We start from the raw sequence: 14,668 nt of genomic DNA, 5'->3' as shown, positions 1-14,668 counted from the left end.
GGCTTACTTCTTCTTGCCTTCCTTGCGGCGGACATATTCGCCAACGTAACGGATACCTTTGCCTTTATATGGCTCAGGCGGACGATACTTGCGGATTTCAGCGGCGACCTGACCAACGGCCTGCTTGTCGGCGCCCGTGATGACGACTTCGGTTGGCTTCGACGAGGCGAGCGAGATGCCTTGCGGCGCCTTGTAGATCACATCGTGCGAGAAACCGAGTGCCAGCTTCACGTCATTGCCCTGCATCTGCGCGCGGTAACCCACGCCGACCAGTTCAAGCGACTTGGTGAAGCCTTCCGAAACACCCTGCACCATGTTGGCGGCGCGGGCACGAGCGGTGCCCCACTGAGTGCGGGCTGTCGAATCGAGCGCCTCGGCGAAGGTTGGCAGACGACGACCGCGAGCCTTTTCGGCTGCGATCTTGTCCTCGGCGGCCTTCACCAGGTCAGCACGTGGCATCACGGTAAGTTCGTTATTCTCGAACTTCGGCGTGATCACTTCTGCGACGGTGAACGTCATTTCGCCCTTTGGGCCTTTTGCCGAGATCGTCTGGCCATTGACGGAAACCGTCGTGCCATTCGGGACCGGGATTGCGAGTTTTCCAATACGTGACATCAGCGCTCTCCTAGAATACCCGACAGAGCACTTCGCCACCGACATTTTTCGTCCGTGCGGCATTGTCCGACATGACACCCTGCGAAGTCGACAGGATGGAAATGCCAAGACCATTGCGCACGAGCGGAATGTCAGAGACCGAAGAGTACACGCGGCGACCCGGCTTGGAGATACGCTTGATCTCCGAAATGACCGGCTGGCCTTCGTAATACTTGAGCTCGATTTCGAGGTTCTTGTGGCCGTCTTTTTCCACTTCCGCATAGTCGCGGATGTAACCCTCATTGATGAGGACATCCAGGACGCGGGCGCGGATTTTCGACGCCGGGGTTACAACTTTCGACATGCCGCGCATCTGGGCGTTCCGGATGCGGGTCAGCATATCACCGAGGGGATCAGAAAGGTTCATTTAGCTCTTCCTCCCTACCAGCTGGATTTCACGAGACCGGGGATCATGCCCGTGGAACCGAGGTCCCTGAGCGCAATCCGCGACATCTTGAGTTTACGATAGTAACCGCGCGGACGCCCGGTAACCTCGCAGCGATTGCGAACACGGCTCGGCGCGGAGTTCCGAGGAAGCTCTGACAGCTTGAGACGCGCCTTGAAGCGCTCCTCAAGAGACAGGTTCTCGTCCATCGCGATGGCCTTCAGCTCAGCGCGCTTGTCCGCATAGCGGGCAACAAGCTTCTGACGCCGGTTGTTCTTCTCGATTGCGCTCTTCTTTGCCATGTCAGCAGATCTCCTGGCGCTAGTTCCGGAACGGGAAGCCACATTCGGCGAGCAGTGCCTTGGCTTCTTCGTTGGTTGAGGCGGTGGTGCAGACGATGATGTCCATACCGCGAATCTCTTCCACCTGATCGTAAGCGATCTCCGGGAAAACGATGTGTTCTTTGAGGCCCATGGCAAAGTTGCCCATGCCGTCGAAGCTCTTGCCGTTCAGACCACGGAAGTCCTTCACGCGCGGAAGCGCAATGTTGGTCAGGCGGTCGAGGAACTCGAACATGCGGTCCCGGCGCAGGGTCACCTTGCAACCGATCAGCATGCCTTCGCGCAGCTTGAAGCCGGCGATGGATTTGCGGGCCGCGGTGGCCACAGGCTTCTGGCCCGCGATGCGTTCCAGTTCGGCCAGGGCCGACTTGATCTTCTTGGAGTCGGAGACGGCTTCGCCCACACCCATGTTGATCACGACCTTGTCGAGTTTCGGAACCTGCATAGGGTTCGTGTAGCTGAACTGCTCTTGCAGTTTGCCCCGGATCTCATCGCGGTATTTCGTCTTGAGACGGGGTTCGTATGCCTTAGACATCGATGGATTCCCCTGAACGCTTGGCAAACCGCGTCTTGCGGCCATGCTCGTCTGTCTTGAAGCCGACGCGGACGGGCTTGCCGTCGCGCGGGTCAGCGTGTGCAACATTGGACACGTGGATCGTGGCTTCAAAATTCTTGATGCCACCCGGGTCCATTTGTGTTGGCTTCTGGTGACGCTTCACGACATTCACGCCGCGAACGACAACACGGTGTTCGTCAACGAGTACTTTAAGCACCTCGCCTTTCGACCCTTTGTCGCGTCCCGCGAGCACGATGACCGTGTCACCTTTTTTGATCTTCGCAGCCATGACTACAAAACCTCCGGCGCCATATTGGCGATCTTGACCTGGTTCTTGCCGCGAAGTTCACGCGGCACCGGACCAAAAACGCGGGTTCCGATTGGCTCACCATTATTGTTGATGAGCACGGCAGCATTGGAGTCGAACCGGATGGTCGAACCGTCTGCACGATTGATGTCCTTGGCGACGCGAACGACGACGGCCTTGCGGACGTCACCTTTCTTCACGCGGCCGGTCGGGATGGCTTCCTTGATGGACACGACAATGACGTCGCCCACAGAAGCGTACCGGCGACCAGCACCACCCAGCACCTTGATGCACTGGACCCGGCGCGCGCCCGAATTGTCGGCGACCCGGAGGTTACTCTGCATCTGGATCATGCGTCACTCCCTTCGCCGGAAACGAGTTCCCAACGCTTCAGCTTGGAATGCGGCGGGCATTCCTGGATGGTCACAATCTGGCCTTCGACAGCGGCATTGCCTTCGTCGTGGGCGTGATACTTCTTCGAGCGGCGAACGATCTTTTTCATCACCGGGTGGGTGAAGGTACGCTCGACGCGAACGATGGCTGTCTTGTCCTGCTTCGTCGAGACAACGACACCTTCCATAATACGTTTAGGCATGTTCTCTCTCCTAGGCCTTACCTGCCACGGCCTTTTCGCGAAGGATCGTCTTGACGCGAGCGATGTCGCGGCGAACTTCCTTGGCACGGGCAGTTTTTTCGAGCTGGCCGGTGGCCGACTGGAAACGCAGGTTGAACTGTTCTTTCTTCAGCTTGATCAGCTCGTCCTTGAGCTGGTCGGCGCTTTTTGTTCTCACATCAGAGGCTTTCATGATCAGATCCCCTCAATCCGCTTGACGACTTTTGTCTTGATCGGAAGCTTGGCTGCGCCAAGGCGCAGGGCTTCGCGAGCGATATCTTCCGGCACACCGTCGATCTCGAACATGATGCGGCCCGGCGAGACGCGCGCGACCCAGCGGTCGACACTACCCTTGCCTTTACCCATCCGGACTTCGATCGGCTTGGCCGACACAGGCACATCCGGGAATACGCGGATCCACACTTTGCCCTGACGCTTCATATAGCGCGTAACGGCTCGGCGAGTGGCTTCGATCTGGCGCGCGGTCACGCGCTCAGGTTCGAGCGCCTTGAGGCCGAACTCGCCGAAAGCCAGCGTGAAGCCGCCTTTCGGCTTGCCATTGATCCGGCCCTTGAAGGCCTTCCTGAACTTGGTACGCTTCGGTTGACGCATCTCTTACGCTCCGGAGGCTTGCGCACCGGTAGCCGGTCCGCGTTGATTGGTGTTGGCACGGGCACGTGACTGGCCCGACGTCTCGAGGCGCTTGTCCTGAGCCATTGGATCATGCTCCATGATCTCGCCCTTGTAGACCCAGACCTTGATGCCGATGATTTCGTAAGTGGTCGACGCTTCAGCCGTGCCATAGTCGATGTCGGCGCGCAGCGTGTGCAGCGGCACGGAGCCTTCTGCATACTGCTCAGTCCGAGCAATTTCAGCACCGCCAAGACGACCGGCAACCATGATACGGATACCCTGGGCACCGAGGCGCATGGCCGACTGGATCGAACGCTTCATCGTGCGGCGGAACGAGGCCCGGCGCTCAAGCTGGCGTGCAATATCGTCAGCGATCAGCGTGGCGTCGATTTCCGGCTTGCGGATTTCCACGAGGTTCACGCGAACCTCATCGCTGGTCATCTTGCCGAGTTCCTTGCGCAGGACTTCGATGTCGCCACCCTTCTTGCCGATCACCAGGCCCGGACGGGCCGTGTGGATCGTGATCAGGCACTTCTTGTGCGGACGCTCGATGATGATTTTCGAGATGCCGGCCTGCTTCAGCTTGGCGCGGATCGCCTTGCGGATCGCAAGGTCCTCATGCAGCAGGCGACCGAAATCGGCACTGTCTGCATACCAGCGGCTGTCAGCTGTCCGGTTGATACCGAGACGAAAACCGATCGGATTAACTTTCTGACCCATCAGGCGGCCTCCGCTTCCATGCTTGTGTCACGAAGGACAATGGTAACTTGCGCAAATGGCTTCAGGACACGGGCTGCGCGGCCACGGGCACGGGCCCGGATACGCTTCATCACCATGTTCTTGCCGACGTGGGCTTCAGCAACGACAAGGCTGTCGATGTCGAGACCGTGATTGTTCTCTGCGTTGGCGATCGCGCTCTGCAGCAGTTTGCGAACGTCCTTGGCAGGACGCTTCGGCGAAAACTGAAGCTCGGCAAGCGCACGCTCAACCGGCAGGCCGCGGATCTGCTGGGCCAGCAGGTTCAGCTTTTGCGGGCTCGAACGGTACATGCGCAGGACGGCGCGCGATTCGTTGGCAGCCTGCTTCGGAGGATTCTTCGTCTTACCCATGACTACTTCCGCTTCGCTTTCTTGTCGGCGCCGTGACCGTAGAACGTACGGGTCGGAGCGAACTCGCCAAACTTGTGGCCGACCATCTCTTCCGAGACCGTGACCGGGATGAACTTGTTACCGTTATGGACCTGGAAGTTCAGGCCGATGAAATTAGGCAGGATTGTCGAACGGCGCGACCAGGTCTTGATGACCGAGCGCTTCTCGGAGGCGCGCGCCTCTTCGGCTTTCTTCAGCAGATAGCCGTCAACAAATGGGCCTTTCCAGACAGAACGTGACATGTCTCGCGGCTCCTCTAGCGTTTCGCGTTACGGCGGCGGATGATCAGGCGATCCGTCGCTTTGTTGGTACGGGTCTTCGGACCGCGGGTTTTCTTGCCCCACGGCGTCACCGGGTGACGACCGCCGGACGACTTGCCTTCACCACCACCGTGCGGGTGATCGACCGGGTTCATGACCACGCCGCGAACAGACGGGCGCTTGCCCATGTGACGCTTGCGGCCAGCCTTGGACAGGACCTGGTTCATGTTGTCCGGGTTCGACACGGCGCCGATCGTTGCCAGGCAGGTGTCGAGCACCATGCGAAGCTCGCCGGAGGTCAGCTTGATCTGGGCATAACCACCGTCACGGCCGACCAGCTGGGCATACGTGCCAGCCGAGCGGATCATCTGCGCGCCCTTTTCAGGCTTCAGCTCGATATTGTGGATGATCGTTCCGACCGGGATGCTCTTCAGCGGCAGCGTGTTACCCGGCTTTATGTCGGCCGTTTTCGACGTGACAACCGTGTCGCCGACTTCAAGGCGCTGTGGCGCGATGATGTAAGACAGAAGGCCGTCTTCATATTTGATCAGCGCGATGAATGCCGTACGGTTCGGGTCATATTCCAGCCGCTCGACAACAGCCGGGATGTCCCAGCGGTTACGCTTGAAGTCGACCTTGCGGTACAGCTTCTTGGCGCCGCCACCGATACGGCGTGCAGTAATACGACCGCGGTTGTTGCGGCCACCTTTCTTGGACAGGCCTTCGGTCAGCGCCTTGACGGGCTTGCCCTTGTGCAGGTCCGAACGGTCGACCAGCACGAGCTGGCGACGGCCGGGGGAAGTTGGGTTGAATGTCTTGAGTGCCATTTTCTACGTCCTTCCCCTACAGACCTGTCGAAATATCGACAGATTGGCCTTCGGCGAGCGTGACAATGGCCTTCTTGGTGTCGTTGCGACGACCAAGATGACCTTTGAAACGCTTCGTCTTGCCCTTCTGGAGCAGCGTGTTGACCTTGGTGACCTCAACCTTGAACAGGGCCTCGACGGCCTCCTTGATGGTCTTCTTGTCAGAGTCCATGGACACTTCAAAAACGATCTTGTTCTCTTCGGCGACCAACGTCGATTTCTCGGTGATGATCGGGCGACGGATGACGTCGTAATGATGTTGCTTCGGATCAGCCATGACTATTCAGCCTCTGCTGCGATTGCGGGTTGAGCCAGCGTGCCGTCGAAGCGAGCCTGAATGCCTTCAGCTGCTTCCTTGGTGATGACGAGCGTCTTGCGGCGCAGGATATCGTACACGTTCAGGCCGGCGACCGGCAGCACATCCACGTTTGGAATGTTGCGTGCGGCCTTGGCGAAATTTTCGTCAACCGTGACGCCCGAAATGATCAGGGCGTTCTCGATGCCGAGGCCAGCGAAGTGAGCCGCCAGGTCCTTGGTCTTGGCTTCCTTCAGGGTCGCCGCATCGATCACCAGGAACGATTGCGCAACCACTTTCGAGGACAACGCGTGAGCCAGCGCCAGCTTGCGGACCTTCTTGGGAAGGTCATGCGCATGGCTGCGAACACGCGGTCCGTGAGCGACACCACCACCAACAAAGATCGGGGCGTTGCGCGAGCCGTGACGTGCGCCGCCCGAACCCTTCTGGCGGATGAACTTCTTGGTCGTGACCGACACCTCCGACCGGGTCTGGGTCTTGTGCGTGCCAGCCTGGCGCTTGGCCAACTGCCAGCGGACCGTACGGTGGAGGAGGTCCTTGCGGATGTCCTCGATACCGAAGATCGCGTCGTCGAGCGTGATCTTGCCAGCGGCTTTGCCGGCGAGGGTTTTGACTGCGAGTTCCATTATTCAGCACCCTCTGTCTGGGCTGGCGCACCTGCCGACTTGAACGAACCGGCTTTCGGCGCATCCTTTGGCAGGGCCTTTTTCACGGCATCACGGATTTCCACGAACGAACCGTCATGACCGGACACGGCACCCTTCACGAGGATCAGGCCGCGCTCAACGTCGGTGCGCACAACCGTCAGGTTCTGGGTGGTGATACGGTCGGTACCGAGGTGGCCGGCCATCTTCTTGTTCTTGAACACGCGGCCCGGATCCTGGTTCATACCGGTCGAACCATGGGCGCGGTGCGAAATCGACACGCCGTGCGTGGCGCGCATGCCGCCGAAGTTCCAGCGCTTCATGGCACCAGCAAACCCCTTACCGATGGCGTAGCTGGACACGTCAACCTTCTGGCCGGGGACGAAATGGTCAGCGACCACTTCAGCGCCAACCTCAGGCAGGTCGCCCGACACGCGGAATTCTTTCAGCTTGGCTTTCGGCGCGACGCCGGCCTTGGCGAACTGGCCGCGCAGGGCCTTGTTCGTGCGCTTGGCTTTCTTTTCGCCAGCACCCAGGATGACAGCCTTGTAGCCGTCGGTGCGGGTGACTTCGCCGCCCTTCTTGGTGGTGACAGCGCGCTCGTCTTCCGTGCGCACGCCAACAACCTGGCAACCGTCGAGCGACAGGACCGTCACGGGAACGTGGCGACCGTCTTCATCAAATATGCGCGTCATGCCCAGTTTGCGGGCCAGCACGCCTGAACGGGGGGCTGGAAGCGCCATTAGCGTGCTCCCTCAAGCTTGATTTCAATACCAACGCCCGAGGACAGGTCGAGCTTCATCAGCGCGTCGACTGTTTGCGGGGTCGGGTCCACGATGTCGAGGATGCGCTTATGGGTGCGAATCTCGAATTGCTCGCGCGACTTCTTGTCGACGTGCGGCGAACGGTTCACGGTGAAACGCTCGATACGGGTTGGAAGCGGGATGGGTCCCTTCACTTCCGCGCCCGTGCGCTTGGCCGTGTTCACGATCTCTTTCGCCGACATGTCGAGCGCGCGGTGATCGAAGGCTTTGAGCCTGATCCGGATATTCTGTCGTTCCATCGTCTCGTCCGTCCACACAAAACACTTAAGCCCAGGGCGATGGCTCGTCAGCATCGAGCGCCCGGGCGTGGGTAGGTTAAATTGTCAGTTTCGAGGGAGCGTTCGCTAATCCAAGCGCAGCCTTCCCGGCGAATTGGTGCTTCTATGGGAAGGAATCACCGGCGTCAACAGGCGAAACGGGGATTTAGCAGGCCATACCTGCAGCGCAGCAAAATAGGTCGAGATCATGCCCAAGAACACCCATGCCCCCTGCTCCGATGGCCCGCCTCACGCGCGGCGAAAGCCGGACCACCGGACAGGAAATGACCAAGCAGGCGGAAAGCGCTCGCGACCTCACCGGGGAGCGCCAAGCCCTGCCCCTCCACGTACACCCAAGGTTTACCCCGCGCCAAGCCAGGCCGATTAAGGATGACACCCGCCCAGACCTGAATAGAGTGGCGGCACGATGAACCCTGCAACGACGCACCGTACATCATTGCCTACCCGGATCGCTTATGGATTTGGCTCTGTGGCCTATGGCGTGAAAGACGCCGGCTTCGGCTATTTCCTGCTTCTCTTCTACGGCACGGTCGTTGGCGTCGAGCCCGGCCTGGTCGGCCTCGCCATATTCATCGCGCTCGTGGTCGATGCTATCAGTGACCCGGTCGTCGGATATTTGTCAGACAATTGGCGATCACGCTGGGGGCGCCGGCACCCCTTCATGTATGCGGCGGCCATTCCGGTATCTGTCAGCTACTTCCTGCTCTGGAACCCACCTGCCCTCAGCGACGGACAGATGTTCTGGTACCTGCTCCTGCTTGCCATCCTGATCCGCACGTTCATCACATTCTATGAAACGCCCAGTTCGTCGCTGATGCCCGAACTCTCGCAGGACTATGACGAACGCACCAAGCTCCAGGCCTGGCGCCTCTATTTTGGCTGGACGGGCGGCAACCTCATGAGCGTTCTCATGTTCGGCGTGCTTTTGGTGGCCACGGAAAAATACCCGGTCGGAACCCTCAACCGGGATGGTTATGCCACCTATGGCATCATCTCCTCGATCCTGATTTTCCTCGCCATCATGATTTCCGCCCTCGGTACGCATCCACAGATCAAGCATTTTCACGCACCGCCGCCGCGTCGCAAGATCGGTCTGGGCCCAATTTTCAAGGAAGTCTTCGAAACGCTGGGGGACCCATCCTTCTTCGCTCTGTTCATCGCCACTCTGTTCGGCGCGGTCGCCTCCGGCCTGTCCGCCGCGCTCGCTTTCCTCATGTTGACCTATTTCTGGGGCTTCTCGAGCGAACAAATATTCCTGTGGACCTTGCTTGTTTTCCTCTCGGCGCTGATCGGCCTGCTCGTCGCACCCAGGATCGTAAAGCGGTTCGGCAAGAAGCGCGGGGTCATCTGGCTCGGAATCATTGCCTTCACGATGGCCCCTGCGCCGGTCATCCTGCGCCTCATCGGCCTGATGCCCGCCAATGGCGACCCGCTTCTCTATCCCATTGTCGCCACGATCAACACGATCGACGTTGCCCTGATTATCGCGCTCCAGGCCGTACTCTATTCGATGATCGCAGACCTTGTGGAACAGAGCGAGCTCAAGACTGGCCGACGCTCGGAAGGTGTGTTCTTCGCCGCTGTCACTTTCACCCGAAAGGCGACCCAGGGCCTGGGTGCGTTTTCGGCCGGGCTGATCCTATCGTTCGTATCCTTCCCGCAAGGCGCTGCCGTGGGCGAAGTCCCGCCGGAAACCCTGTGGCGGCTCGGCGCAAGCTATGCTCCGACGCTTCTCCTGCTATGGACATGCATGATCATCGCCGTCGCCTATTACCGCATCGAACGCGGCGACCATGAAGACAATCTCCAGCAGCTCGCAGATCGCCGACGCACAGAAGCGCCCCCGCAATCGGCCGACTCGGCCTGATCCACCCCTCATTCCACGCATTTGCCAGACTCGAAACACCCGCCGACCCGGGCGCTGGCGTAACGAAAAAGGCCGCTTCCTTGCGGAAGCGGCCTTTGCCGTCAGAACGGGATCCCGTTCTTATTTCTTGATGGCGGAGACGACGCCGGCGCCGACGGTACGGCCGCCTTCACGGATGGCGAAGCGCAGGCCCTGGTCCATGGCGATCGGCTGGATCAGCTCGACATCCATTTTCACATTGTCGCCCGGAAGCACCATTTCCTTGTCGGCCGGCAGCGTCACCACGCCCGTCACGTCGGTCGTGCGGAAGTAGAACTGCGGACGGTAATTGGTGAAGAACGGCGTGTGACGGCCACCCTCTTCCTTCGTCAGGATGTAGGCTTCGGCTTCGAACGTCGTGTGCGGCGTGATCGAACCGGGCTTGCAGAGAACCTGGCCGCGCTCGACGCCTTCACGGTCGACGCCGCGAAGCAGCGCGCCAATGTTGTCGCCGGCCTGGCCCTGGTCGAGCAGCTTGCGGAACATTTCAACGCCGGTACAGGTCGTCTTGACGGTCGGGCGGATGCCGACAATCTCGATTTCCTCGCCAACCTTGATGATGCCCTGCTCAACCCGGCCGGTCACAACCGTACCGCGGCCCGAGATCGAGAACACGTCTTCGACCGGCATCAGGAACGGCTTGTCCAGCGGACGCTCCGGTGTCGGGATATAGTCGTCCACAGCCTGCATCAGCTCGAGAACCTTGTCCCGGCCGATTTCAGGATTGCGGCCTTCGACAGCGGCCAGCGCGGAGCCCGCGATGATCGGAATGTCGTCGCCCGGGAAGTCGTACGAGGAGAGAAGTTCACGCACTTCCATCTCGACCAGTTCCAGAAGCTCGGCATCGTCGACCTGGTCGACCTTGTTCAGGAAGACAACCATGGCCGGCACGCCGACCTGCTTGGCCAGCAGGATGTGCTCGCGCGTCTGCGGCATCGGGCCGTCAGCCGCGTTCACAACCAGGATCGCGCCGTCCATCTGCGCGGCGCCCGTGATCATGTTCTTCACATAGTCAGCGTGGCCGGGGCAGTCGACGTGGGCATAGTGACGGTTGGCCGTCTCATACTCGACGTGCGCCGTGTTGATCGTGATGCCGCGCGCCTTTTCTTCGGGCGCAGAGTCAATGTCGGCATACGACTTGGCTTCGCCGCCGGATGCTTCCGCAAGAACCATCGAAATCGCCGCCGTCAGCGTCGTCTTGCCATGGTCAACGTGTCCAATCGTGCCGATGTTCACGTGCGGCTTGTTGCGTTCAAACTTTGCCTTGCCCATCGGGCCTCTCCTTCATTCTAACTTCAAAAGACCGGATTGCCGGTCGGGATGGATCAGGAACCTGCGACTTCCTGGATAATTTTTTGCGCTTCGGCACGTGGCACTTCGTCATAGTGATCGAAGAGCATCGTGAACTGGGCGCGCCCTTGCGACATGCCGCGAAGGTTCGAAACGTAACCGAACATGTTGACCAGCGGAACGAAGGCATTGATTGCCACCGCATTGCCGCGGGGTTCGGAACCCTGGATCTGGCCACGACGAGAGTTAAGGTCGCCGATCACGTCACCCATATAGTCTTCGGGTGTCACGACTTCCACTTTCATGATCGGCTCCATCAGGCGCGGATCGCCATGACCCTTGAGCTCGCGGAACGCACCGCGGGCGGCGATTTCGAAAGCGAGGACCGAGGAGTCAACATCGTGGAAGGCGCCGTCAACCAGCACAGCCTTGAAATCGGTCACAGGATAGCCGGCCAGCAGGCCGTTTTCCTTGGCCATGTTCAGGCCCTTCTCGACGCCGGGAATGTATTCCTTCGGCACCGCGCCACCAACGACCGTGTTCTCGAAAACGAAGCCCGATCCGGCTTCGAGAGGCTCGAACTGCAGCTTGATGCGCGCGAACTGGCCGGTACCGCCGGACTGTTTCTTGTGCGTGAAGTCGATCTCGGCCGCACGGCCGATTTTCTCACGATAGGCCACCATCGGCTGACCGATATTGGCCTCAACCTTGAACTCGCGCTTCAGGCGGTCGATCAGGATGTCGAGGTGAAGCTCGCCCATGCCCTTCATGATCGTCTGGCCGGATTCGAAATCGGTTTCGACGCGGAAAGATGGGTCTTCAGCGGCCAGGCGCTGCAGGCCGACCGACATTTTTTCCTGGTCAGCCTTGGACTTCGGTTCAACAGCGATCTCGATCACCGGATCCGGGAACGTCATCGTTTCCAGGACGACCGGCTTGTTCGGATCACAGACCGTGTCGCCGGTCGTGGTTTCCTTGAGGCCGGCGAGCGCAACGATGTCGCCTGCAAAGGCTTCCGTGATCTCGTCCTGCTTGTTCGAGTGCATCATGACCATCCGGCCGACGCGCTCGCGCTTGCCTTTGGTCGAGTTCATGAACGCATCGCCTTTCGACAGCGTGCCCGAATAGATACGCGTGAAGGTCAGCGTACCCATGTAAGGGTCGTTCATGATCTTGAACGCGAGGCCCGAGAACGGGTCGCTGTCATTGGCGCGACGCTCGACATTGCGAACTTCGTCTTCGTCGCCGGGCAGGAAGCCCATGTAAGGCGGCACGTCGAGCGGACCCGGAAGGTAGTCAATAACGGCGTTCAGCATGGGCTGCACACCCTTGTTCTTGAACGCGGAACCACACAGGACTGGCACGAAGGACATTGACAGCGTGCCTTTGCGGATCAGCTTGCGGAGCGTCGGGATGTCCGGCTCATTGCCTTCCAGGAAGGCTTCCATAGCATCATCGTCTTGCTCGACGGCAAGCTCAACAAGCTCGGCGCGCATCTTGTCGGCCTGGGCCTTGAGACTGTCGCGCACAGGCTTGAGCACCCAGGACGCGCCGAGATCGTCGCCTTCCCAGACCCATTCCTGCATCGTGACGAGATCCACGTGCCCCGCGAGATCGACTTCCGAACCGATCGGGAACTGGATCGGCGCCGGAATCGCACCTGTCCGGTCCTTGATCATGCGGACACAGTTGAAGAAGTCAGCGCCGATCTTGTCCATCTTGTTGACGAACACGATCCGCGGAACCTTGTAACGGTCGGCCTGACGCCAGACGGTTTCGGTCTGCGGCTCAACGCCAGCGTTTGCATCGAGAACGCAGACTGCGCCGTCGAGAACGGCCAGCGAGCGCTCGACCTCAATCGTGAAGTCAACGTGTCCGGGCGTATCGATGATATTGAAACGGTATTTGTCGGACAGCGGAGTCGAGCCGTCTTCCGTGCGCTCCCAGAAGGTCGTCGTCGCAGCGGACGTGATCGTGATGCCACGCTCCTGCTCCTGCTCCATCCAGTCCATCGTCGCAGCGCCGTCGTGCACTTCGCCAATCTTGTGCGACTTGCCGGTGTAAAAGAGGATGCGCTCTGTCGTCGTGGTCTTACCAGCATCGATGTGAGCCATGATGCCAAAGTTACGATAGCGATCCAGCGTGTATTCGCGGGCCATGTGAGTAAACCTTCGTGTCTGCTTTCCGGGAGGAAAAGGTGGCAACTGACGGGCGCGTTACCCGCAGTTGCCTTGAAATTCCAGAGCTGATTACCAGCGGTAGTGCGCGAACGCCTTGTTGGCGTCGGCCATGCGGTGCGTGTCTTCGCGCTTCTTGACGGCGTTTCCGCGGCCCTGGCTCGCGTCCATCAATTCACCCGCAAGACGCTCGCGCATCGTGTTTTCGTTCCGGCCAGCAGCCGCGGCCGACAGCCAACGGATGGCGAGAGCCTGACGGCGCTCTGTACGCACCTCGACCGGCACCTGATAGGTCGCACCACCAACGCGGCGCGAACGCACTTCGACGGATGGGGCGACAGCTTCAAGTGCGGCGTGGAACACTTCGACCGGGTTCTTCTTGGCGCGGGCCTCGACGAGGTCGAACGCACCATAGACGATGCGCTCGGCAACCGACTTTTTACCATCGCGCATGATCTGGTTCATGAACTTCGTGACGATGATGTCCTTGAATTTCGGATCCGCGAGGACCTGACGCTTCTCTGCACTGTGACGACGAGACATGTTGCGGCCCTCTTATTTCGGTTTCTTCGCGCCGTAATGCGAACGGCGTTGTTTACGGTTCTTGACGGGCTGGGTGTCCAGCGCGCCGCGGATGATGTGATAGCGCACACCGGGAAGGTCTTTCACGCGGCCGCCGCGGATCAGCACAACCGAGTGCTCCTGCAGGTTGTGGCCCTCGCCCGGAATGTAGCACAGCGACTCGAACCCGGAGGTGAGGCGCACTTTTGCCACTTTACGAAGCGCCGAGTTCGGCTTCTTTGGTGTGGTCGTATAGACGCGCGTACACACGCCGCGGCGCTGAGGACAGGCCTTCAGAGCGGGTGTCTTGGTACGCGACGGCTTTGGCGAACGCGGGTTACGAATTAGCTGCTGGATTGTGGGCATTCGGGCCTTCTGTCTCTTCTGAACTCATGGCCCGATGGGCCGATAACGAAATGATGTCCCGAAGGCTGGAAACAGCTTCCGGGACGGCTGAAAACTTGGGGGCCAGATTGGCCGGGTCATTCCTGAGCCGGTGCGGTGAACGGGCCAGAACCCGTACGCCTCTCTGACGATTTGTGGCGTGTAAGCCTCTCGGGCGCTGGCGTCAAGGGTCGCATGCCGCTCAGCCGCAGCAATCTTTGGCGATCCGGCGCCGGTCTAGAACGGCAGACCGATCCTGGCGATGCAGGCAGACGCATCGGCCCCGGCACGGCCTGCCTCCAACTCTGCCCGAAAGGCAGAAAGCTCTTCTGCCATGGCGGGTTCCAGGTCACCTGCCCTTTGAAAATCGGCGGTGCGCAGGACTTCCCGACAATCGGCGATCTTCCAGCTTTCGAGGGAAAGCCAGGCCACCAGGCCGATCGCGACAATGGCACAGGCAGCACCAATCATGTCGTTCCGTTGCATTGCTGATCCATCCCTGAAAACAAGAAAGCCTGCCAAGGC

At 59.9% G+C, this 14,668-nt stretch carries 23 protein-coding genes; 1 reads left to right on the top strand and 22 read right to left on the bottom strand.

From position 1 onward, the window contains the following. Positions 1-3: 3 nt before the first annotated feature. The 17 genes from rplF to rpsJ are packed head-to-tail and all read right to left on the bottom strand — an operon-like array spanning position 4 to position 7,786. On the bottom strand, positions 4-615 hold the full coding sequence (gene rplF, locus AC0L7I_RS08725; RefSeq protein WP_473396053.1) for a 50S ribosomal protein L6: 612 nt from the start codon (positions 613-615) through the stop codon (positions 4-6). Between the two features lie 10 nt (positions 616-625). After that, the gene (gene rpsH / locus AC0L7I_RS08720; RefSeq protein WP_373005475.1) at positions 626-1,021 is read right to left on the bottom strand and encodes a 30S ribosomal protein S8; all 396 of its coding nucleotides are present in this window, start codon (positions 1,019-1,021) and stop codon (positions 626-628) included. 14 nt (positions 1,022-1,035) lie between these two features. Then, a complete protein-coding gene (rpsN, locus tag AC0L7I_RS08715) occupies positions 1,036-1,341 on the bottom strand; it encodes a 30S ribosomal protein S14 (RefSeq protein WP_473396052.1) in 306 nt (101 codons plus the stop codon). A 19-nt stretch (positions 1,342-1,360) separates the two neighbouring features. Then, positions 1,361-1,915 carry a 50S ribosomal protein L5 gene (rplE, locus tag AC0L7I_RS08710; RefSeq protein ID WP_473396051.1) on the bottom strand — a complete coding sequence of 185 codons (555 nt, stop codon included), beginning with the start codon at positions 1,913-1,915 and terminating at the stop codon, positions 1,361-1,363. Then, a complete protein-coding gene (gene rplX, locus AC0L7I_RS08705) occupies positions 1,908-2,225 on the bottom strand; it encodes a 50S ribosomal protein L24 (protein WP_373005469.1) in 318 nt (105 codons plus the stop codon). Before rplX ends, rplE begins: the two co-directional genes overlap by 8 nt. Positions 2,226-2,227: 2 nt before the next feature. Further along, positions 2,228-2,596, bottom strand: a complete 369-nt coding sequence (gene rplN, locus AC0L7I_RS08700; RefSeq protein WP_034738431.1) for a 50S ribosomal protein L14 — start codon at positions 2,594-2,596, stop codon at positions 2,228-2,230. Next, positions 2,593-2,838, bottom strand: coding sequence for a 30S ribosomal protein S17 (rpsQ, locus tag AC0L7I_RS08695; protein ID WP_373005467.1), 246 nt, complete (start codon positions 2,836-2,838; stop codon positions 2,593-2,595). Before rpsQ ends, rplN begins: the two co-directional genes overlap by 4 nt. A gap of 10 nt (positions 2,839-2,848) precedes the next feature. Continuing rightward, the gene (gene rpmC / locus AC0L7I_RS08690; RefSeq protein ID WP_373005465.1) at positions 2,849-3,049 is read right to left on the bottom strand and encodes a 50S ribosomal protein L29; all 201 of its coding nucleotides are present in this window, start codon (positions 3,047-3,049) and stop codon (positions 2,849-2,851) included. Between the two features lie 2 nt (positions 3,050-3,051). Next, positions 3,052-3,468, bottom strand: coding sequence for a 50S ribosomal protein L16 (rplP, locus tag AC0L7I_RS08685; RefSeq protein ID WP_473396050.1), 417 nt, complete (start codon positions 3,466-3,468; stop codon positions 3,052-3,054). A 3-nt stretch (positions 3,469-3,471) separates the two neighbouring features. Beyond that, positions 3,472-4,209 carry a 30S ribosomal protein S3 gene (rpsC, locus tag AC0L7I_RS08680; protein ID WP_473396049.1) on the bottom strand — a complete coding sequence of 246 codons (738 nt, stop codon included), beginning with the start codon at positions 4,207-4,209 and terminating at the stop codon, positions 3,472-3,474. Further along, positions 4,209-4,598: a 50S ribosomal protein L22 gene (gene rplV, locus AC0L7I_RS08675; protein ID WP_473396048.1), complete on the bottom strand. Its 390-nt coding sequence runs from the start codon at positions 4,596-4,598 to the stop codon at positions 4,209-4,211. Before rplV ends, rpsC begins: the two co-directional genes overlap by 1 nt. A gap of 2 nt (positions 4,599-4,600) precedes the next feature. Continuing rightward, positions 4,601-4,879, bottom strand: coding sequence for a 30S ribosomal protein S19 (gene rpsS / locus AC0L7I_RS08670; protein WP_335593428.1), 279 nt, complete (start codon positions 4,877-4,879; stop codon positions 4,601-4,603). A 14-nt stretch (positions 4,880-4,893) separates the two neighbouring features. Beyond that, positions 4,894-5,724 carry a 50S ribosomal protein L2 gene (gene rplB, locus AC0L7I_RS08665; RefSeq protein WP_473396047.1) on the bottom strand — a complete coding sequence of 277 codons (831 nt, stop codon included), beginning with the start codon at positions 5,722-5,724 and terminating at the stop codon, positions 4,894-4,896. A gap of 16 nt (positions 5,725-5,740) precedes the next feature. Further along, positions 5,741-6,040 (bottom strand): 50S ribosomal protein L23, encoded by a 300-nt coding sequence (locus tag AC0L7I_RS08660; protein ID WP_473396046.1) that lies wholly within the window; start codon positions 6,038-6,040, stop codon positions 5,741-5,743. A 2-nt stretch (positions 6,041-6,042) separates the two neighbouring features. Further along, positions 6,043-6,705, bottom strand: coding sequence for a 50S ribosomal protein L4 (gene rplD / locus AC0L7I_RS08655; RefSeq protein ID WP_473396045.1), 663 nt, complete (start codon positions 6,703-6,705; stop codon positions 6,043-6,045). Beyond that, positions 6,705-7,466 (bottom strand): 50S ribosomal protein L3, encoded by a 762-nt coding sequence (gene rplC, locus AC0L7I_RS08650; RefSeq protein WP_473396044.1) that lies wholly within the window; start codon positions 7,464-7,466, stop codon positions 6,705-6,707. Before rplC ends, rplD begins: the two co-directional genes overlap by 1 nt. Next, on the bottom strand, positions 7,466-7,786 hold the full coding sequence (gene rpsJ / locus AC0L7I_RS08645; protein WP_034738419.1) for a 30S ribosomal protein S10: 321 nt from the start codon (positions 7,784-7,786) through the stop codon (positions 7,466-7,468). The genes rplC and rpsJ overlap by 1 nt, the downstream gene beginning before the upstream one ends. Positions 7,787-8,231: 445 nt before the next feature. On the opposite strand from rpsJ, the gene AC0L7I_RS08640 reads away from it, so the two are divergent. After that, the gene (locus tag AC0L7I_RS08640) at positions 8,232-9,692 is read left to right on the top strand and encodes an MFS transporter (protein WP_473396043.1); all 1,461 of its coding nucleotides are present in this window, start codon (positions 8,232-8,234) and stop codon (positions 9,690-9,692) included. A 120-nt stretch (positions 9,693-9,812) separates the two neighbouring features. Here AC0L7I_RS08640 and tuf read toward each other — a convergent pair whose 3' ends face one another. The 5 genes from tuf to AC0L7I_RS08615 form a co-directional block, all read right to left on the bottom strand. Beyond that, positions 9,813-11,003 (bottom strand): elongation factor Tu, encoded by a 1,191-nt coding sequence (gene tuf, locus AC0L7I_RS08635; RefSeq protein ID WP_473396042.1) that lies wholly within the window; start codon positions 11,001-11,003, stop codon positions 9,813-9,815. Between the two features lie 53 nt (positions 11,004-11,056). Next, positions 11,057-13,180, bottom strand: coding sequence for an elongation factor G (gene fusA, locus AC0L7I_RS08630; protein ID WP_473396041.1), 2,124 nt, complete (start codon positions 13,178-13,180; stop codon positions 11,057-11,059). A 90-nt stretch (positions 13,181-13,270) separates the two neighbouring features. Further along, positions 13,271-13,741, bottom strand: coding sequence for a 30S ribosomal protein S7 (gene rpsG, locus AC0L7I_RS08625; protein ID WP_473396040.1), 471 nt, complete (start codon positions 13,739-13,741; stop codon positions 13,271-13,273). Between the two features lie 12 nt (positions 13,742-13,753). Beyond that, on the bottom strand, positions 13,754-14,125 hold the full coding sequence (gene rpsL / locus AC0L7I_RS08620; protein WP_473396039.1) for a 30S ribosomal protein S12: 372 nt from the start codon (positions 14,123-14,125) through the stop codon (positions 13,754-13,756). Positions 14,126-14,380: 255 nt separating this feature from the next. Then, the gene (locus AC0L7I_RS08615; protein ID WP_473396038.1) at positions 14,381-14,629 is read right to left on the bottom strand and encodes a hypothetical protein; all 249 of its coding nucleotides are present in this window, start codon (positions 14,627-14,629) and stop codon (positions 14,381-14,383) included. Between the last annotated feature and the right edge of the window lie 39 nt (positions 14,630-14,668).

Source organism: Hyphomonas sp. J20-32 (assembly GCF_055808555.1).
The sequence above is the reverse complement of the archived record's forward strand: the minus strand, read 5'-3'. Positions and strand labels throughout refer to the sequence as shown.